Source organism: Bacillus sp. ISL-47, from assembly GCF_018613175.1.
Classification (GTDB): domain Bacteria; phylum Bacillota; class Bacilli; order Bacillales; family Cytobacillaceae; genus Cytobacillus.
On record NZ_JAGGQS010000011.1, the window covers coordinates 28480 to 48799 of the forward strand.

At 43.1% G+C, this 20320-nt stretch carries 18 protein-coding genes; 11 read left to right on the plus strand and 7 right to left on the minus strand.

Annotated elements, in window-relative coordinates:
• The first annotated feature begins 104 nt into the window (after positions 1–104).
• The 3 genes from J7I93_RS04835 (at position 105) to J7I93_RS04845 (ending at position 3209) form a co-directional block, all read left to right on the plus strand.
• Complete coding sequence (locus J7I93_RS04835) at positions 105–863, plus strand: FixH family protein (protein WP_214987655.1); 759 nt, start codon at positions 105–107, stop codon at positions 861–863.
• Between the two features lie 105 nt (positions 864–968).
• Positions 969–1751, plus strand: a complete 783-nt coding sequence (locus J7I93_RS04840; RefSeq protein ID WP_214724069.1) for a DUF4931 domain-containing protein — start codon at positions 969–971, stop codon at positions 1749–1751.
• 285 nt (positions 1752–2036) lie between these two features.
• Positions 2037–3209, plus strand: coding sequence for an FtsW/RodA/SpoVE family cell cycle protein (locus J7I93_RS04845; protein ID WP_214723866.1), 1173 nt, complete (start codon positions 2037–2039; stop codon positions 3207–3209).
• A 37-nt stretch (positions 3210–3246) separates the two neighbouring features.
• On the opposite strand, the gene J7I93_RS04850 is transcribed toward J7I93_RS04845, so the two are convergent.
• The 4 genes from J7I93_RS04850 to J7I93_RS04865 all read right to left on the minus strand — a co-directional run bounded on the left by J7I93_RS04850 (position 3247) and on the right by J7I93_RS04865 (position 8526).
• The gene (locus J7I93_RS04850; RefSeq protein ID WP_214723868.1) at positions 3247–4305 is read right to left on the minus strand and encodes a Ger(x)C family spore germination protein; all 1059 of its coding nucleotides are present in this window, start codon (positions 4303–4305) and stop codon (positions 3247–3249) included.
• A complete protein-coding gene (locus J7I93_RS04855) occupies positions 4302–5405 on the minus strand; it encodes a GerAB/ArcD/ProY family transporter (protein WP_214723870.1) in 1104 nt (367 codons plus the stop codon). Before J7I93_RS04855 ends, J7I93_RS04850 begins: the two co-directional genes overlap by 4 nt.
• Before the next feature lie 62 nt (positions 5406–5467).
• The gene (locus J7I93_RS04860; protein WP_214723872.1) at positions 5468–6961 is read right to left on the minus strand and encodes a spore germination protein; all 1494 of its coding nucleotides are present in this window, start codon (positions 6959–6961) and stop codon (positions 5468–5470) included.
• Positions 6962–7554: 593 nt separating this feature from the next.
• Positions 7555–8526 carry an ABC transporter substrate-binding protein gene (locus J7I93_RS04865; RefSeq protein WP_214723874.1) on the minus strand — a complete coding sequence of 324 codons (972 nt, stop codon included), beginning with the start codon at positions 8524–8526 and terminating at the stop codon, positions 7555–7557.
• A gap of 320 nt (positions 8527–8846) precedes the next feature.
• Here J7I93_RS04865 and J7I93_RS04870 point away from each other — a divergent pair, with 320 nt between their 5' ends.
• The 5 genes from J7I93_RS04870 to J7I93_RS04890 all read left to right on the plus strand — a co-directional run bounded on the left by J7I93_RS04870 (position 8847) and on the right by J7I93_RS04890 (position 12869).
• Positions 8847–9848 carry a FecCD family ABC transporter permease gene (locus J7I93_RS04870; RefSeq protein WP_214723876.1) on the plus strand — a complete coding sequence of 334 codons (1002 nt, stop codon included), beginning with the start codon at positions 8847–8849 and terminating at the stop codon, positions 9846–9848.
• Complete coding sequence (locus tag J7I93_RS04875) at positions 9848–10903, plus strand: FecCD family ABC transporter permease (RefSeq protein ID WP_214723878.1); 1056 nt, start codon at positions 9848–9850, stop codon at positions 10901–10903. Before J7I93_RS04870 ends, J7I93_RS04875 begins: the two co-directional genes overlap by 1 nt.
• A gap of 127 nt (positions 10904–11030) precedes the next feature.
• The gene (locus J7I93_RS04880) at positions 11031–11849 is read left to right on the plus strand and encodes an ABC transporter ATP-binding protein (protein ID WP_214723880.1); all 819 of its coding nucleotides are present in this window, start codon (positions 11031–11033) and stop codon (positions 11847–11849) included.
• A 2-nt stretch (positions 11850–11851) separates the two neighbouring features.
• Positions 11852–12601 (plus strand): IucA/IucC family C-terminal-domain containing protein, encoded by a 750-nt coding sequence (locus J7I93_RS04885; protein ID WP_214723882.1) that lies wholly within the window; start codon positions 11852–11854, stop codon positions 12599–12601.
• Positions 12602–12617: 16 nt separating this feature from the next.
• Positions 12618–12869, plus strand: coding sequence for a YusU family protein (locus J7I93_RS04890; RefSeq protein ID WP_214724071.1), 252 nt, complete (start codon positions 12618–12620; stop codon positions 12867–12869).
• A 138-nt stretch (positions 12870–13007) separates the two neighbouring features.
• Here the strand turns inward: J7I93_RS04890 and J7I93_RS04895 are convergent, their stop codons facing one another.
• The 3 genes from J7I93_RS04895 to J7I93_RS04905 all read right to left on the minus strand — a co-directional run bounded on the left by J7I93_RS04895 (position 13008) and on the right by J7I93_RS04905 (position 14013).
• Positions 13008–13361, minus strand: a complete 354-nt coding sequence (locus J7I93_RS04895) for a spore coat protein (RefSeq protein ID WP_214723884.1) — start codon at positions 13359–13361, stop codon at positions 13008–13010.
• Between the two features lie 14 nt (positions 13362–13375).
• Positions 13376–13648, minus strand: coding sequence for a hypothetical protein (locus tag J7I93_RS04900; protein ID WP_214723886.1), 273 nt, complete (start codon positions 13646–13648; stop codon positions 13376–13378).
• A gap of 233 nt (positions 13649–13881) precedes the next feature.
• On the minus strand, positions 13882–14013 hold the full coding sequence (locus J7I93_RS04905; RefSeq protein ID WP_214724073.1) for a YuzL family protein: 132 nt from the start codon (positions 14011–14013) through the stop codon (positions 13882–13884).
• A 288-nt stretch (positions 14014–14301) separates the two neighbouring features.
• Here J7I93_RS04905 and J7I93_RS04910 point away from each other — a divergent pair, with 288 nt between their 5' ends.
• The 3 genes from J7I93_RS04910 (at position 14302) to J7I93_RS04920 (ending at position 19889) form a co-directional block, all read left to right on the plus strand.
• On the plus strand, positions 14302–16683 hold the full coding sequence (locus tag J7I93_RS04910; RefSeq protein ID WP_214724075.1) for a 3-hydroxyacyl-CoA dehydrogenase/enoyl-CoA hydratase family protein: 2382 nt from the start codon (positions 14302–14304) through the stop codon (positions 16681–16683).
• 183 nt (positions 16684–16866) lie between these two features.
• Entirely contained in the window at positions 16867–18042 is a 1176-nt protein-coding gene (locus tag J7I93_RS04915) for an acetyl-CoA C-acetyltransferase (RefSeq protein ID WP_214723888.1), read from the plus strand.
• Between the two features lie 62 nt (positions 18043–18104).
• Positions 18105–19889, plus strand: a complete 1785-nt coding sequence (locus J7I93_RS04920; RefSeq protein WP_214723890.1) for an acyl-CoA dehydrogenase family protein — start codon at positions 18105–18107, stop codon at positions 19887–19889.
• Positions 19890–20320 lie beyond the last annotated feature (431 nt).

The following is a 20320-nucleotide window of genomic DNA, read 5'->3' on the forward strand; positions in this document are numbered from 1 at the left end:
ATAAGGGTCTTTTATTTTTTTAAAAAAACTTCATCGTTCTATCACAAATTCCTTTTATATTTACGTTATACAATGTAAATACAGAAAAAAGAGAGGAAAAGAAATTGAAAAAATTACTCGTTTTGATAATGGCAAGTTTTCTTATTCTTGGAGGATGCAGCCAGTCCAGCCAGCAAAAGGCCAAAGAAAGTGAAGAGACCCCACAGGTGATTGAAGCGATCTTGCAGGTGCCTGAAACACTGGAAGCAAGTGAAGAAGCGTCCCTTGCTGTTACTGTGAAACAAGGCAATGAAGCCGTAACAGATGCAGATGAAGTGAAATTTGAGGTTTGGAAGGAAGGCAAGAAAGAAGAAAGTGAAATGATAGAGGCGAAGCATGATAAAGAGGGGAAATATATGGCTGATTATGCATTCGCCGATGAGGGCATATACTTTGTGCAGGCCCATGTGACAGCAAGAAGCCAGCATACGATGCCTAAGGTTTCTATCCAAGTTGGAGACATGAAAGCTGAGAATACTGGCCATGAACATGTGGAAGAAGGGCATAAAGAAAGCCACTCCCACGGCCATGATGGAGAAGTGTCCATCGAGCTGAAAACATCTGACCATGTTCATGCAAAAGAGCAGACTGATTTGTCAGTCATGCTTGATAAAGAAGGTAAGCCGCTAACAGAAGCGAAAGTTAAGCTCGAAATCTCCCTTGATGGTTCTACACCTGAATGGGTTAACCTAAACGAAAGTGAAGAAGGCGAATACACAGCTGACCATCAATTCTCAGAAACTGGCACATACATCATCACCATCCACGTCGAAAAAGGCGATGACCTCCATGAACACACCGAAACAAAATTAACGGTAGAATAAAAGTACCAGGTACCTATACCAGTTGGCCAAACTGGTACAGGTACCTGGTACTCGTTTTCATGATAAAATAGGGGGAGAGATTATAGAAAAGCAGGTGTAAGAGTGATGGCAGATACGCATTTGCATTTTAATACCGGGATTGGAGTCCAGAAGCCTAATAGTATTCGGAATAAGGATATTAGCTGCCCTTTTTGTGCGAGGGAGGAGCTGACGGATATTATTGAGATGCAGGATTCAATTATTTTATTGAAAAATAAGTATCCTGTGCTGGAAAATGCATATCAAACGGTTTTGATTGAAACGGATCAATGTGACAGTGAGCTTTCTATGTATTCCGAGGAGCATTTAATCAGGCTTATTTCATTCGGGTTAAAACACTGGAGTGAAATGGAAGATAGTGGAGAGTATGAATCTGTCCTATTTTTCAAGAATCACGGACCTTTATCAGGAGGAAGCGTTGCCCATCCGCATATGCAAATTGTTGGGCTTAAAAATATCGATTATAAGGAAAAAGTCCATGCAAGCGATTTTGAAGGGCTTCTCATCCATGAAGAAAGCGGAACGATCTTCACGTTATCGACTTCACCGAGAATCGGCTTCTATGAATTCAATGTCAAGCTTGCCGATGAGGAGGATATTCCATACTTCGCCAAATGTATCCAGACTGCGGCCCATTACATTTTGAATGGCTTTCCTTTTCCAAGCAACAGCTACAATTTGTTCTTTTATAAGCTGGGCAAGGATATTTATGCCAAAATCGTCCCGCGTTATGTAACCACCCCTATTTTTATCGGCTATAGCATCCCTCAGGTTCCCAACAACCTGGAATGGATGAGAGATGACATTAAAGTGCGGTATTTCAGCGGGGATTATAAAAATAGGTCCTAATCCACCCAGAGAAAACGGATTTGGGCACCAAGGCGGATCTGCAGAAGTGAGTGCTGGGCAAAAGTAATCATTTTGGTTTCGCAAAAACTTGAAATAATACCCATTGCCTCTTTAGAAGTTGTGATTTATCTCTATAAAAAATATAATGGAATATTGTAGCGAGGATTAATGAGAGGTACATAAATTAATCTCTGGATTCTCTCACTTTTATCCCTTAAGCTGCGTCATACTCCGTTATGCCTGGCAAAATCCCAAAGGCAGATGGTTTTTTAAAGGAGAATGATTATGACTTCTAATCGGCATACACCCCCTAAGCTTGATTGGGGCTTAGTATTAATATTGATGCTTTTATTTTTAGTAAGCGCGATCTCGATATACAGCGCGCAGACAACGGGACAATATACTGAAAATTTCCTTCTGAAGCAGATTGTCTGGTATATCGTTGGAACAGGGATCATTGCCGCTGTTATCACATTGGACTCTGACCAGCTAAAGAAGATTTCCTGGTATGTCTACGGCCTTGGCATCCTGCTGCTCGGCTTTTTAATTATTGCGCCAAGCAGCATTGCTCCTGTCATCAACGGAGCCAAGGCTTGGTATAAGGTTCCTGGGATGGGTTCCCTGCAGCCGGCAGAGCTCGTTAAGGTGTTTATTATCCTTGTTCTAGCAAAAACGATTGATGATCATCATCAAAAAAATGCCATTAAAACCATACAGACCGATTTATGGCTGCTTATTAAACTGGTCGGTTTAACGATGGTGCCGCTCATGCTTGTCATGCAGCAGCCGGATTTGGGTACAAGCCTGGTTTTTCTTGCGATTATGCTTGGCCTGATTTTTATATCGGGAATCAGCTGGAAGCTGCTGGCTCCGATTTTTGGCACAGGAGCTGCACTGGCCGGCACCATCCTTTATTTCGTCCTCTGGCATCCTGACATTCTTGAGAAATATCTGGGAGTCAAGGAATATCAGTTTGCGCGTATTTATTCCTGGATTGATCCCTACAATTACCAGAGCTCAACAGGGTTCCAGCTTACCCGGTCTCTCCTTGCCATTGGATCAGGAGAAACAAGCGGCAAAGGGTATGGAACAAGGGAAGTTTATCTGCCTGAAAGCCATACTGACTTTATCTTTAGTATTGTAGGCGAAGAATTTGGGTTTATTGGAGCAAGTATTGTAGTCAGCCTTTTCTTCCTGCTGATTTATCATATTACCAAGATTGGCATGGAAACAAAAAACAACTTCTATACTTATATTTGTGTAGGGGTAATCAGCATGGTCACCTTCCATGTCTTTCAAAATATCGGCATGACCATCGGACTTTTGCCAATCACGGGCATTCCGCTTCCATTCATCAGTTATGGGGGAAGCTCGCTTATGGGGAATATGCTGGCTATGGGGCTTATATTCTCAATCCGCTACCATTATAAAAAATATATGTTCTCAACGAGCGACTAAAAAAGAGCGGGCCCGAAATTAAACGGCCGCTCTTTATTTATTCAATAACACCTGTTTCTTCAATCAGCACATTACATTTAACATTGAAGCTCATATTCTTGTAGTCATCTTCCCATTTCTTAAAGTCAAAATTTCTGTTCTGCGATTTCTTTAATTGGCCTATGCCGATTGGATCGATCCCCTGCTCCTGAAACCTTTTCAAGAGCTTTAAGCATTTTGTTTCCACTTCTTTCTCCAGATTTTTTTCAATCTTTTTTATCACGTCAGGAGTTAAAGCATCACCAGTGAACTCACGGATAACGCCCCTGATTTTTATTTTTATATCTGCTTTATTGTCTAGAATTTTTATTTTATGCTTGGATCTGATGCTTTTTACGGCAGCTGTAGCATCTTTGGATACAGAAATATCAAAATTGCCTTCGCTGTATTTGTCCACTAATAATTTAAAAAAGAACAAATTTTCTACTCGCAGAATATCTACTTCTTTATCATCCTTAAATAGGCTAATTCCGGAGATCTCCACTTTATCCTTGCTGACCTGTTTTAAACGCGGGAGGAACGGGTCCTTTCCTTTTTGGTAAAAATCATGGGCAGCCAGGTGCAGGTTGGTCTTTGGAATATCCCTTTTTTCGACGTTATGGCTAATCATATTATATATGTAGGTGGAATTCCCCCTTGATCCGTATTCACCTTTTAATAGATCTTCAGTTTTTCCATCCGAGGTGGCAACAAATAATCTCGCACCGATGCTGGCATCTCTTTGCAGAGAATCAACAATATCATACATTCCCTTTTTTACAACTTCAGGACCGAAGATCGCCAGTTTTAAACCGCCTGTGACCACAGGTTCAGAAGACTGTTTGGATATTGCCATTCTGATGTCCTGCCTTATAGTGCCCTCACCGCTGAAGGTACGGTTAATCACGCTCTTATCAGGCTGGAATTCCTGGAACAGAACAGTGCCTCTGTATTTATCTTCAGAATCCTCCAGCATGTCATAGCCAACAGCTACCTCAATATTAATATCATCAAGTATTTCTTTTTCTACACATCCTGTAAGAAGCATGGCAAGAAATAATATCAATAGCTTTTTCATTTCTTCTTTCCCTTCTTCTTCAGTTTTTTTGCTATCATAATGGCGAAAAAAAGCATGGGGATATAAATAAAGGTAAACGCAAATCCCATTTTTCCTATATTGTTGTTAAGCATGTTTATTTTTTCGCGTGTATCCAGAAAAGTAATTGAGAACAGAACCGCCCCTACAATAAAGAACACGCCTATTTTTTGCCTGATATTAAAAATTCTTTTTACCAGGCGGGAAGCAATCCATATTGAAATGCAAACATTTGGAAGAATGACTAAATTCCAGTTTGCAATTCCGATATATTCAAATCGTTCTACAAAGGGCATTTCAACTATTTTCCACATAGTCAAGGTAGCCCAGATTTGTTTTGCCAGCTGTTCTTCCGCAAAATAGGCAAAAGTGATAATGGCTAAAACTGTATAAATGAGGGTAGTCGCCAAAACAGCCAGATGGGCCCACTTTTGGGATTTCTTTGGCTCTTTTATAAAAGGATAGAAAAACAAGATGATTTCAAACCCAATAAAGGTAAGCGACATATGAAAGGAGGCTGTTAGAATCTCCTTGATGGAATGGTCCCAAATGGGCAAGAGATTATAGAAATTGGCGAATTTAGTAGCCCAGCCAAATGTCAGAAGCAGATAAGCAGGAAGGACAAGGCCGAAAAAGGCTGTCCCGACTACAGTCCGAAATCCGCCAAAAATGATATAAACAACAAGGATCATGAATCCAAAGGAGAACCAGAATGTGTTTAATTCCGGGAACATCCATACCTGAATAACTTCAATAAATGTCCTGACAACTGTTAAGCTGTAAAGGATGTAATAGCCAATAAAAATGGAGCTGAGAGCTTTGCCGAAAAAATTTCCCAAAAGAAATTTATGGGCAGTTACGATGTCCCCGTTAACCGCTTCGCCAATTTTATAGATCATCCAAACAATGACATGAATGCATCCCCCAGCAAACAGGATAGATATCCATGCATCATAGCCAGTATCCATGGCAATAATTCGCTGATAGCCTAGGACACCGATTCCAATTTGCATAGACATAATCATATAAAATACTAAAAAAGGGGATATCTTCAGTCTATCTGGTACTTCCTGCTCCTGCATCTGGTTCACCTCCGCTCCATGCTTGTTAACTGGTGGATCATTATTTGGGCTAGCACTTCGTGTTATTCATCAATATCCTTTTTCTCCTCGGCCTTTTTCTTGCTAAACCGGAAAGGATTTTTTGTTCTTAAATAGATAGGCCTCTTGGATTGCTTTTCAAATGGCAGTCTGATAAGCGCATCTTTCATATCTACAACCCGAGGGGGGTAGAGCGGCTCAAGAAACGGCCTTCCAAGTGAAGTAAGCCGCACTAAATGGGTCAGCAGTATACAGAAACAGAAAACGATTCCCAGCAGCCCCCAAAGCTCGGCAAAAAATAAGAAAGGGAAGCGCAGCAAACGGATTGTGTTGCCCATCCGATAAACAGGTGTCGTAAAGGAAGCGAGAGCGGCAAGGGCAACGATAATGAGGAGGACGTTACTTGTCAGGCCGGCTTCTACTGAAGCTGTCCCGATAACGATTCCGCCCACGATACCGATTGTCTGGCCGACCTTGGTAGGCAGCCGGGCCCCGGCCTCACGAAGCAGTTCAATTGTCAGTTCTAGAAACAAGGCTTCAAGAATTGGAGGGAGGGGGATCTCCCTCCTTGACGTAATCAAAGTACTTAGTAAATCTTTTGGAATGAGTTCATAATGATAAGACAAGGTCGCCACATAAATGGGCGTTACAAGAATTGAAAAAGCAACCGCAAACAGACGAATTAGACGGAAAAAGGATGATAAAATCCAATTTAAAAAATAATCTTCAAATGAACTGAAGAATTCAACCAGAGTAGTTGGCGTGATTAGAACATGGGGCGATCCATCCACCACAATGGCAATTTTCCCTTCAGCCAGAATGCCCGCCACCCGGTCGGGTCTTTCTGTATCCAGCAGCTGAGGGAAAGGGGAGTTCGAGTTATCCGAAATAAGCTGTACAATGTAGGAACTGTCTGTTATGGCATCAAACTTTACATTCGATAGCCGCTGCCTGACGGTATTCACATTGTCCTCGTTTGTAATATTTTCCATATACAGCATCACGACACTGGTTTTTGACAAACTGCCAAGTTTAAACTCTTCAATAATCAGTTCTTTTACGGGAAGGCGCTTGCGGATTAAATTCAAATTTTGCCCGAGAGACTCAACGAACGCTTCCTTAGGCCCAATAACGGAAAACTCAACTTCCGGCTGGCTGATTCCCCTGACAATTTCTTTTTGCGCTGCGATAAAGCCGAAATGCTTAAGCTCTGTTTCAATTGTCAGCATCACATAGCCGTTCATAATCTTCTGTTCAATTAAAGAAGGATCATCACAAATTTGGACATCGGCAACGGGTACAAGCTGTTTAATATCCTCAATTTCCCGGAATTCCTCATCCAGCAGATTTGGGAGAATGCCTTCCTGAATGATATTTTCATCCACTAAAGTAGCCATGAAAGTTAGCCCAAAACGCACATTTGTTTTTTGGTTATAATAAAAAACTTTCTTAAAGTCTTTGGATTTAATAAAGGACTGTTCCCATTCCTTGTGCTGAACATCCTCTTTAATTCGCTTATTTTTCAACCATCTTTTCATAGGAAAATCACCATCATTTTCGGCATTACGCTTATTGTTGCCGGTTTTGGAAAACTTATGAATGGAAGGCAATAAAAAAGTGGGGAGTACGTTGAAAAAGGGGAGACGGAGCAATTATTTTATTTTAGGTCTGTTAAAATGTCCTGTTGAATTCCGCTCCAATCAACAGGTTACCCAAATCAAAAATGAGTTTTACATTCCTATATAAAAAAGGCAAATTGGCAGTAAAAAAGGAACCTGCACAAGACAGGTTCCTTTATATATGAGCTCTCATAAAAGAGGGGGGATTATGGGAGCGCAATCACTAAGTTTTTTACTTTTGCTCTTTTCTAAAAGATTATTGCTTTTGAATAGGGTATAAGAGATAAACAAGGTTGGTTGATTGGAGCGGAAGGTGCGAGATCCTCGAAAATGCATTCGCATTTCCTTCGTGCGGTGATGATTCGAGGATGCTTATTCAAAGTCCTGCGGGAGCAGCGGGACAGGTGAGACCCCACAGGCGCTACGCGCCGAGGAGGCTCAACGCCCGCCCCGCGGAAATCAACCCCTACTCTCTTTTATTAAATAGCAACAAAGTTTGCAAAAAACAGCTCTTACTTCACAAGATATTTCTCAATGTCATCCAGAAGCAGATTTGCCGAAATGACGCCGCCTGCAGTATTCCAGATGGTGTCGCTGACTTGATAAACATTGCCTTCCTGGGCAACTTTCAGATTTTTAAATAACGGATCTTCAATCCATTCCTTTTCAAGCTGGCTTGCTTCGCCGTCGCCTGTTTCATACGTGAAGTAGAACAGTACATCTCCATCCATGGCCGGAATTCGTTCTTTTGTGGCATTTTTTTCAGCAAAGTCATCAACATTTTGGCTTTCAGGACGTGCAAGGCCGATTTGGTCTAGAATGACTCCGGAAAATGAATCTTTATGGTAGATACGGACATCGCCGGCCATAAAGCGGACAATCGATACTTCCTGACTTAATTTGTCGCCAAGGTTTGTTTTAATCTCTTCAATACGGCTGTCATAATCAGCAATAACCTTTTGCCCGTCTTCTTCTTTATTAATTGCCTTTGCATATAGCTCAAAGTTTTCCTTCCAGTTACCGCGCAATGTTTCGGCAAAAATGGTAGGGGCAATGTCATTTAATTGATCATAGATTTTTTCCTGGCGCATTTTGTTTCCGATAATAAGGTCCGGCTGAAGTGCAGCGATTGCTTCTACATTTACTTCGCTCTCTGTCCCGACAACCTGGACATCTTTCATATCATCTGCGATGTGCTCATACCATGGATCACCTGTCCAAGACTGTACAGCTCCCACTGGAGTAATGCCCATGGATAAAAGAGCTTCAGTTCCTTCATTTGTTAAAATGACAACTTTTTCAGGGGTTTTCTCCAAAGTAGTAGTTCCCATTGCATGCTCAACAGTATAGCTTGTATCTTCTGTTTTGTTTCCTTCGTTTTCTTTTTCAGCAGCCTGATCATCTTGTTCATTGTTATTTCCGCATGCGGCTAAGAACAAGATAGTCAAAACTGAAAGTATGGCAAGTAAAGATTTAAATTTCATAATGCAACCTCCAATATGTATTGTTAATGATAATCATTTTCATTTGACAACTTTATAATAAAATGGATTCTTCCGTCTGTCAATGGGTAAATGAAAATCATTTTCAATTATTTATTCGAGCCTTTAATAACCATTATTAAAGGCTTTTTTGCAAAATTAAATTAGGGAACACCAGCATATGGGAAAATCATGTCATTACATTAAACGTGATAAATTGCCAGTGAAAATGATTTTCAAACTCATTGACAGCCATTAGCCCTGTACAATAGACTTATATTGTAAATAAACCTTATTAAATAGAAGCTGGAAAGGTTTTCACTATGCTATTAAAAACGAATTTCCTAAGATGGGCAGGGCTTATTTTAACTATGCTCCTGCTGTTAGTATTAATGTCTTTCAGCATTGTATACGGATATACGGACACAACCTGGAAGATGGCCATTGATGCATTTACAGAATTTGATGGATCCAATGAACATATCATTATACAATCTGTCCGCCTTCCCAGGGCGTTAATTGCAGCGGCGGTAGGGGCTAGTCTGGCGATAGCCGGGGTATTGCTTCAGACACTGACAAAGAATCCGCTTGCTGCTCCGGAAATATTTGGGATAAACGCAGGGGCAGGATTTGCTGTTGTGATCTCTGTTTCTCTGCTATCCATCAGTAATCTTCAGTTTTTTACATGGATATCATTTCTCGGAGCAGCTGTCTCATTTATCTTTGTTTATATTATTGGTTCGATTGGCAGGGAAGGGTTAACACCCATGAAACTGACGCTTGCCGGTGCGGCAATGAGTGCCATGTTTGCCTCCATGACCCAGGGCTTTCTTGTTTTAAACGAAACGGCCCTTGAGCAGGTCCTGTTCTGGCTTGCCGGGTCTGTATCAGGAAGGAAATTAGAAACTCTTGCTGCGGTGATTCCATACCTTCTGGCAGGATGGGTTCTTTCATTGGTTATTGCGGGAAAAATGAATGTCTTATCAATGGGGGAGGATGTGGCAAAGGGGCTGGGCTTAAAAACCGGAATGCTTAAGCTTGGTGCCGGTATTATTGTCGTTCTATTATCCGGAGGGGCTGTAGCGGTTGCAGGTCCTATTGGCTTTCTCGGCATTGTTATTCCCCACCTAACCCGCGCAGTTGTTGGCATTGACCACCGTTGGGTCATTCCGTATGCAGGGCTTTTTGGCGGGATGCTCCTTCTGGTGGCAGATATAGCTGCAAGATACATCATCATGCCGCAGGAAGTACCTGTTGGGGTCATGACCGCTGTAATCGGAACTCCTTTCTTCGTGTATATAGCCAGAAGGGGGTTCAATCAATAATGAAAAAATACTATAATTTGCGCCTTTTTGGCGAAAAAGTTTCCTTTTTAATTGACCGCAGGGCACTAATGATTTTCTTTATCCTCACTGCTTCTGCTGCAGGGGTTTTTATCATTAGTACAGGGACGGGTGAAATGAAGATCGGCCCACTAAAGGTTTTGCAGGTCTTCTTTGGCGGAGGCTCGGATATGGAAAGGCTTGTTATTCAATCCTTTAGGCTTCCCCGAATTATCGTTGCACTCATGGTAGGGATTGCTCTTGCAGTAGCTGGAGGCATTTTGCAGGGGATGATCCGGAACCCGCTTGCTTCACCGGACATTATCGGAATAACCGGGGGTGCCTCTGTAGCGGTGGTCGGGTTTCTTGCCTTTTTCAGTGATGAAAACAATGCATTGACCGTAAGCATAAATTGGATGCCTCTTGCTGCGTTTGCCGGAGCTGCTATTGTGGCTTTTCTTGTTTATTTTTTAGCTTACAAGGATGGAGTTTCGCCGATCCGCCTGGTTTTGATCGGAATCGGCATCGCCAGCTTGATGAAGGCCTTAACAACTTTAATGATGGTTTTCGGCCCGATTTACCAGGCAAGCCAGGCGAATATTTGGATAACTGGCACTGTTTACGGTTCTAACTGGGGAAATGTCGCCATTTTGGTGCCATGGACGCTTATCCTCTTGATTCTGGCATTTATTTCAGCCAGAAATGTTAATATCCAGGAGCTTGGGGATGAAATTGCCACAGGCGTTGGCAGCACGGTGCAAAAATACCGCTTCCTGCTCCTGATGGTGAGTACTGCTTTGATAGGCGGAGCCGTGGCATTTGCCGGCGGGATTGGCTTTGTTGGGTTAATGGCACCCCATATGGCGCGGAGACTGGTTGGTTCAGCTTTTGGGGCTTTGCTCCCGGCCTCTGCTTTAATCGGAGGAATCCTGGTTATGGCTGCGGATCTGATCGGAAGAACTTTATTTTCTCCGCTGGAAATTCCGGCAGGTGTCTTTACAGCCAGCATCGGTGCACCTTACTTTATTTATTTGCTTTTTAAAACAAGGAACTCATAAGCATAATAAAAGAAAGTTTCTGCAGCGGAAGGCACGAGCTCCTCNNGACCGCCCGCGGAAAGGGAGGGCCTCGTGCTGAAATCAACAGGTCAATTTAACAGAGCCTTAAAAAAAGGAGAGGGCAGACATGACAACAGGGCAAGCGATCGCAACAAAGGATTTAACACTGTCATATGGAGATACGATAATCATTAATGAGCTTAACTTGGAAATCCCAAAAGGGGAAATCACCGTTTTTATCGGTGGAAATGGCTGTGGAAAATCGACCTTGCTCAGATCCATTGCCCGGCTTCTGAAGCCTAAGTCAGGTGCTGTTTTACTGGAAGGGGAGGCCATAGCCAGACTATCAACAAAAGATGTTGCCAGGAAAATGGCAATCCTGCCCCAATCTCCTGCAGCTCCTGAGGGCCTGACAGTGCTCCAGCTTGTAAAGCAAGGAAGGTATCCGTACCAGACCTGGCTGAAACAATGGTCAACAGAAGATGAACTAAAGGTTAGAAACGCTCTGAAAGCAACCGGCATGGAGGAATTAAAGGACCGGACTGTTGATTCCTTATCCGGAGGTCAGCGCCAGAGAGCGTGGATAGCGATGACTTTAGCCCAGGATACAGATACGATTTTACTTGATGAACCCACCACTTATTTGGATATGACCCATCAAATTGAAATTCTTGACTTGCTCTTTGAATTAAATGAAAAAGAGCAGCGCACGATTGTGATGGTACTCCATGACCTTAATTTGGCCTGCCGCTATGCACATAATATCGTCGCCATAAAAAATCAGAAAGTATTTGCCCAGGGCAAGCCAGAACATGTCATTAATTGCGGATTAGTTAAAAATGTATTTGGCATGGACTGTGAAGTCACGATTGATCCGTTATTCGGCACCCCGCTATGCATTCCGTACGGAAAAGGAAGGTGCATCCTGAAAGGGCAGGGGGTTTAAGGATGATCCGGCTGACAGAAAAACAGGCAGAAGCACTTACGCCATTCAGGCTCTCCCCAGATTCGGCCAACTCTCCTCTTTCCATTGATGTGATTGACTTGCTGGATCCCAAGAAAGCAGGGGAATATCTGGCTGCGGTAAAAGAACATATTGGAGCAAAAGATGAAAAAACAGCCGCTTCCATTCTGGTTAAAAGATATGCATTTCTGCCTGTGATTTATTTATATAGCATGACCGCCTGGAATTTGCGGCTGAATATTTCGCATGAGAATCTTTCTCTGGAAGGCCAGGAAAAGGGTGAGCTTTGGCTGCCGGCGTTTCGATTTAAAAGCCTTGTAGGTGAATGTGCCGGAGCAGACAGGGAGCAATGGAGAGAAGAATCTATTCGTGCTCTATTTAGCGGACATGTGTTTCCAATCTTGGATAATATCGCAAAAGAAGCGAAGATTTCAAAGCTGATTCTTTGGGAAAATATTGCGATTTATCTATTCTGGCTTTATGAAACGGTCCTGCCAGGGGAAACATCAGCGGCTGAGCAGGCGGCGGAGGATTTCAAGTTTATCATGGAAGAAGCCTCTGGGGATCTCTTCGGGGGATATAATCAAAATCCGCTGAAACGGTATCATAACGAGAAAATATTTGTGGGAAGCAAAGGGAAGCTCGTCAGGCCGCGAAAAACCTGCTGCTTTTCCTATTTAACGGACAGCGGCAAACGCTGCGGTACATGCCCTCAGATTTGCAAGAGCTTATAAAAAGGAGGGAAACATGATGGATGTCAAATTCAAAGAACAGCTGGATGGACTGCTTGAAAAATATACGGAACTCCTAATTGGCGAGAGCGATCCTGAACTAAAAGAAAAGGTTGAAGCATGGGCATTGTACTCCTTTATCGCAAAATCCCTGCCCCCGCTTGCCAAGCACTGGAATGATACATATCCGGATGCAAAAGAAGAAATGAAAGCTCTTATTGCTGAAATTAAGAAGATGAATGAGGAGCTAAGAAGCAAAAAATCAAATTAAGAGGAACCGGATTTTAAACGCCTACTTCATTTATTTGCAAGTCTCATGATAGTTGCAAACTCTTCGATATATTTGAAGTTAATACTTCCTTTTGCAAATCCAAAATAACCGCTGCAGGAACGATGCAGCGGTTTTTCTTTATTGCATTTGCCCATTTCCATATGGGAACTGATTGGAATATCCCTGAAATTGCTGATAGGACTGCTGCAGTTTTTGCTGGTCAGCTGCTTCAACTTTATACCAGCCTTTTTTGAACATAAGATTATAAAGATCTCTCTGGTGGTTTTGCGTTTCATTGAAAACAGTCAGCATATCCTGATAAAGGCTTTGGTGGCTCGCTTCATTCATTGCAACAGAATAAGCATTAGTCATCCATTTCTCCATTGCCAGCATATCATTTGTAAAGTCGCGGTCGTTCATTTGCGGTGTTTTATTAACCTGGGTTTCAGGATTTTGAATCGTATTTTGGTTTTGATTCTGATTTTGGTTCATTTGAATTTCCCCTCCTATTGCATTCCCATAAAGTTTTGCTGATTTTGCTGGTTTAAATGGGTAAGCAGCTGCTCATAATGGCGCTGGTGCATTTGCCCGCACTGTTCGAAATGAGTCTTAAGCTCCTGATCCTGGCACTGTTGAGCGTAAAAATGAGCCTTTTTAAATGCGAGAAGATTCCAGGAAAGCATATCTGTTAAGTACAGGGAATCCTTAGTGGAAACAACTGCAGGAGGCTGCTGCATAATGCCCTGCTGGTTTTGCATGTTCATATTTTGCTGTTGCATAATAAATCCTCCTCATTTATTTATTGACACCGCAAAGCAGTTTGGGAATAAAAGTACTTTTATTCGTACATATCTTTCCTCTGAAAAACGCCAGTTATTCTTAGGGAGAGGATTTATAGATTTACCCTATGTCCATATTGGAAAAAGGCTGACAGACAGCAGCCAGCCTTTAAATGCTAGTAGATTACCTCTTGAAGTGCAGCTCATATAAGCCGCTTGGCATTTAACCCGGATTATCGCTTATATTGATTATTTTGGCTGTTCCTCTTTTTGGGACCTTGTCTCTCAACAGTAGGACCTGCATCACCCTGCACGCTTGCTGCACTGACACCAGCCCTGGATGGATCCTTCTTCATTTTTCCCATTTTTTTCACCTCCGTTGCAATCAGCTCCTGTCGTCCGCCGACAGTTGCTTCTCCTATAGAATGTCCAAAAAAACCTTTATCATTTCGCCCAAACAGTCCCAGCAATCATATTGTCCCTTTAATAAATTTCAAAACATTTTCAAATTTCCGCTTAAAATCATTGCGTAAATTTTGCAAATATTTTATAGTTATAACTAACAGGGCTCATTCAGATTAGGGAAATATTTTTTTTGGCTGTAAAATGAATGAGTATTCATTCAAAAACGCTAAAAGGGGGAAATAAAGTTGATCCAACAAATTAAAAAGGCGGCAGTTTTGGGCTCCGGAGTGATGGGGGCAGGAATCGCGGCGCACCTGGCTAATATCGGAATACCAACATTATTGCTGGATATCGTACCTCGTGAATTAACAGATGCAGAAAAAGCAAAAGGGCTTACCCTTGAAAATAAAGCGGTGCGCAACCGTATCAGTGAAAGCAACCGCCAAAAGCTATTAAAGCAAAAACCCGCTCCGCTGACTTCCAAGAAGAATCTTGCTCTGATTGAAGCAGGCAACTTTGATGATGATTTGGAACGCCTTAAAGATGTCGATTGGGTAATCGAAGTAGTTGTAGAGAATCTGAAAATTAAAAAACAGGTTTTCGAGAGAGTGGACCAATACCGCAAACCTGGCAGTATTGTAAGCTCAAATACTTCAGGAATTTCCGTTGAAGCAATGTCTGAAGGCCGCTCGGAGGATTTCCAGAAGCATTTTCTTGGCACACACTTCTTTAATCCGCCACGTTACTTAAAGCTATTAGAAGTAATCCCAACTAAGAATACTGATCCTGAAGTGCTTTCATTCATGAAGCAATTTGGTGAAGATGTGCTGGGCAAGGGTGTTGTAGAAGCGAAGGATACCCCAAACTTTATCGCAAACCGCATCGGCACCTATGGACTCCTGGTCACTGTACAGGAAATGCTGAAAGGCGGCTATAGCGTTGGTGAAGTTGATTCCGTTACAGGCCCGTTGATCGGAAGGCCGAAAAGTGCAACTTTCAGAACACTGGATGTGGTAGGCCTTGATACATTTATACACGTTGCGGGCAACGTTTATGAGCAAGTAGAGGGAAAAGAGAAAGAAGTATTTGAAGTGCCGGGCTTCATGAAAGCCATGCAGGAAAAAGGCTGGCTGGGAAGCAAGTCAGGCCAGGGATTCTTCTTGAAAAAAGGAAAAGAAATCCTTGAGCTGGATCCAGAAAGCCTGGAATATGGACCTCGCAAAAAGCTTAAAACAGCTTCAGTAGAATTGAGCAAACAGGAAAAGGGCACGGCCGGAAAAATGAAAGCGCTTGTATATGCAGATGATCGGGCAGGCCAGCTTTTATGGAATATTCTTAGCCCGGCGCTTCTTTATTCAGCTCAGTTGCATGGTGAAATTGCAGACGATGTAACAGCAATTGACCGTGCGATGAAGTGGGGCTTTGGCTGGGAGCTTGGACCATTTGAAACATGGGATGCCATTGGTGTTGAAAAATCAGTCCAAAAGATGAAAGAAGCCGGTGAAGAAGTGCCTGCATGGGTAAAAGACATGCTCGCAAAAGGCTTCACTACTTTCTACAAAGAAGAGGAAGGCCAGCTGTATTTCTATCATAATGGCGAATATAAATTAATTGAAGAAAATCCAAAAGTGATCAACTTAAAGCAGCTAAAAAAGAAAAAAGGGGTTATTAAAAAGAATACTGGCGCAAGCTTTATCGACCTTGGCGATGGTGTTGCCCTTCTGGAATTCCATTCACAAAGTAATGCGATCGGACTCGATATTATCCAAATGATTAATTTTGCGGTTGATGAAGTGGAGAAAAATTATAAAGGCCTTGTCATCGGGAACCAGGGCAAGAATTTCTGTGTCGGTGCAAACCTTGGAATGATCCTGATGGAAGCACAGGATGACAATATTTACGAGCTTGATATGGTAGTCCGCCATTTCCAGAATGCCATGATGAAAATCAAATACAGCTCCAAGCCGGTTGTGGCTGCTCCATTCGGAATGACGCTGGGAGGCGGGGCAGAGGTCTGCCTTCCTGCAGCACATATTCAGGCTTCAAGCGAAACGTATATGGGGCTTGTTGAAGTAGGAGTCGGACTGATTCCTGGCGGAAGCGGAAATAAGGAGCTATATATTAAGCATCTTGAAAGCATGCCAAATGGCGTCGAATTCGATCTGCAAAAGGTAGCCAACAAAGTATTCGAATCAATCGCTATGGCAAAGGTTTCTACTTCAGGTGAAGAAGCCCGGGATCATAACTTCCTGAATATTGCCGATGGCATTAGCGTGAACGGAGATCACCTTCTTTATGATGCCAAGCAGGCTGTCCTCGTCATGCATGAAAAAGGATATAAGCCTCGCGTACGCAAGAAGGTGCCAGTGGTTGGAGAAACAGGATATGCAACCCTGCTGCTTGGTGCGCATGCCATGTTCCAATCAGGTTATATTTCTGAGCATGATCTTAAAATCGCCAAAAAACTTGCGTATGTGATTGCTGGCGGTAAAGTGCCATATGGAACAGAGGTTGATGAACAATACCTGCTCGACCTTGAGCGTGAAGCGTTCTTAAGCCTGGTTGCTGAGCCAAAATCACAGCAGCGTATGCAGCACATGCTTTTAAAAGGAAAGCCATTGCGGAACTAATAAATAGATTACAACATTGATCGCAGTTTAACGGGCAGTAAGCCCCAAAATAGAAACTAGGAGAATCGGGACGGCATTGCGGGGGCGTAACTGCCCGTATAAGCCCGATTGGTTCGACTAACACTCAGCGGGAAAAACCCCCCTCTGAGTGAAGTCTCACTTTATAGAAAGAGAGGGAATAAGATGAGAGAAGCGGTAATTGTTGCAGGTGCCCGGACACCGGTCGGGAAAGCAAAGAAAGGTACGCTTGCAAATGTAAGGCCGGATGATTTAGGTGCTCTTGTTGTGAAGGAAACATTGAAACGTGCAGGAAATTATGAAGGAAATATCGATGACTTAATCATTGGCTGCGCTATGCCTGAAGCAGAACAGGGCTTGAATATGGCGAGGAATATCGGAGCGCTTGCCGGCCTTTCCCACGAGGTTCCAGCCATTACAATCAACCGGTATTGCTCTTCAGGCTTACAGTCAATCGCTTATGCGGCCGAGAAAATTATGATCGGCCATGCCGATACCATCATTGCAGGCGGAGCGGAATCGATGAGCCTTGTGCCAATGATGGGGCATGTGGTCCGCCCCAACGCCAAATTGGCGGAAACAGCTCCTGAGTACTATATGGGCATGGGACATACAGCAGAGGAAGTGGCCAAGAAATATGGCATTTCACGACAAGACCAGGATGCTTTTGCCGTAAGAAGCCACCAGAGAGCAGCAAAGGCCATTCAGGATGGGCGATTTGCGGATGAAATCGTTCCTGTGGATGTCATCATAAGATCCGTAGGAAAAGACAATAAGCTAACGGAAAAGACAATCCAATTCAGCCAGGATGAAGGCGTACGACCTGATTCGACAGTTGAAACCCTAGGAAAGCTGCGCCCGGCATTCTCTGTGACAGGAACAGTTACTGCCGGAAACTCTTCACAAACCAGTGATGGAGCAGCGGCAGTAATGGTAATGGACCGTGAAAAAGCAGAATCATCAGGCCTGCAGCCGATGGCTAAGTTCAGAAGCTTTGCAGTAGGCGGAGTTCCTCCTGAAATCATGGGGGTCGGACCGGTTGTAGCAATTCCTAAAGCGCTTAAGCTAGCAGGACTTGAGGTTTCCGATATCGGCCTATTCGAACTGAATGAAGCGTTCGCATCTCAATCCATTCAGATTATCCGCGAACTAGGCTTGGATGAAGAAAAAGTGAATGTAAACGGCGGAGCGATTGCTCTTGGACACCCGCTTGGATGTACGGGTGCAAAGCTGACTTTATCCCTAATCCATGAAATGAAGCGCCGCAACCAGCAATTCGGAGTCGTAACGATGTGTATTGGCGGCGGAATGGGTGCAGCTGGCGTATTTGAACTTCTATAATCCTTAAAATTCGAGAAAAGCCCCATCGGCTTTTCTCCCCAAATAGAATGGAGGAATTAAAAATGGCAAATCAAACTGATAACTTAATTAAAGGCGGAAGCTTTTTAATTGAAGATGTTTCCTATGATCGTATGTTTACACCTGAAGACTACACAGATGAGCAGGTTATGATTGCAAAAACCACAGAAGACTATGTGGTAAATGAAGTGGTTCCGCAGATCGAACATTTGGAGAACCATGAGTTTGACCGATCCGTTAAATTATTAAAGCAAGCTGGTGAGCTTGGCCTTTTAGGAGCGGATGTTCCCGAAGAATACGGCGGACTTGCATTAGATAAAGTCAGCTCCGCCCTGATCGCTGAGAAAATGGCGCGTGCCGGCGGATTCTCCATCTCCCATGGTGCACACGTAGGGATCGGTTCCCTTCCAATCGTACTTTTCGGTAACGAAGACCAAAAACAAAAATACCTTCCAGCATTGGCAACAGGAGAAAAGCTGGCTGCATACGCTTTGACTGAACCAAGCTCCGGTTCTGACGCGCTAGGCGCAAAAACAACTGCAAAACTGAATGCAGAAGGTACTCATTATGTATTAAACGGTGAAAAGCAGTGGATCACAAATGCTGGCTTTGCTGACGTATTCGTGGTATATGCAAAGGTTGATGGAGAGCACTTCTCAGCGTTCATCGTTGAAAGAGAGTTCCCTGGTGTATCTGTAGGGGCAGAAGAAAAGAAGATGGGCATTAAGAGCTCTTCTACCCGTACATTAATTCTAGAAGATGCACAAGTTCCAAAAGAAAACCTGCTTGGCGAATTCGGCAAGGGTCATGTAATTGCTTTTAACATCTTAAATATCGGACGTTATAAATTAGGAGTAGGTGCAGTTGGCGGCGCCAAGCGTGCATTCGAACTGGCTGTTCAATATGCTAACCAGCGCCAGCAGTTCAAAACACCTATCGCCCAGTTCAACCTGACAAAAGAAAAATTCGGAACAATGGCTTCCAAAATCTATGCAGCTGAAAGTGCAGTGTACCGCACAGTAGGTTTATTCGAAGACCGCATGAGCAAGCTGACTGATGAAGAAGTGAAAGATGGTAAAGAAGTAGCAAACTCAATCGCTGAATATGCCATTGAATGCTCCATGAACAAATTCTTCAACACTGAGGTCCTTGACTATGTGGTAGATGAAGGCGTTCAAATCCATGGGGGATATGGATTCATGGCTGAGTATGAAATTGAAAGAGCATACCGTGATTCCCGTATTAACCGGATTTTTGAAGGCACAAATGAAATTAACCGTCTATTGGTGCCAGGCACATACCTTCGCAAAGCTTTAAAGGGCGAGCTTCCATTATTCCAAAAAGCTCAGGCACTTCAGGAAGAGCTTATGATGATGATGCCTGAAGAGCCTGGCGATGAGCCATTGGCACAGGAAAAATATTTAGTTAAAAATGCGAAGAAGATCGGCTTGCTAGCTGCAGGCTTAGCTGCTCAGAAATACGGCAAAGCTCTGGATAAAGAACAAGAAGTTCTTGTAAACATTGCCGATATTATTTCAAATGCATATGCAATGGAATCAGTTGTTCTTCGTACAGAAAAGGCTATCGAAAAAGCTGGTCTTGGAAAGAGCAAGCAAAAGCTTCTTTATACACAAATTTTCTGTCAGGAAGCATTCAACAAAATTGAGCAGGATGCAAAAGAAACGCTTGTTGCGGTTGAAAATGGCGATGCTCTTCGCATGATGATGTCAGCGCTTCGCAAATTTACGCGCCACACGCCTATCAATGTGATTGCTAAAAAGCGTGAAGCTGCCGAGAAGCTAACAGACGCTGAACGTTTCGTGGTTTGATCATAAGCTGGCTCCCTTCCTTGTGAAGGGGGCTTATTTTTTTAGCTCCGTAAGCTGATTGTTCATTTTGTACTGTATTGGAAGGCGCGGAAGGTGCAAGGCTCCCCGAAAATGCACTTGCATTTCCTTCGGGCGGAATTACTTCACGGACGCATATTGCGGGCAAAGGAACCCGCAGGTATAAAACGGACAGGAGGCCAGCATGGAAAGCGTGCGTCATGAGCGGTAATCAACAGCAAGTTTAACATAGCCATTAAAAATTTATTCTGCCGGCAGGAAACTGAAGAAATATGTCGAATATTATCTTGGTGTTCATTGTTATTCTTTTATGGTAGTATTCAATTAAAAGGCAGCAATTTAGAAGATAAGTCTACCTTTCTGAAGCCAGATAGTGTCTAGCTCCAGGCGCCATCGGCTCGAGGTCATAAGCC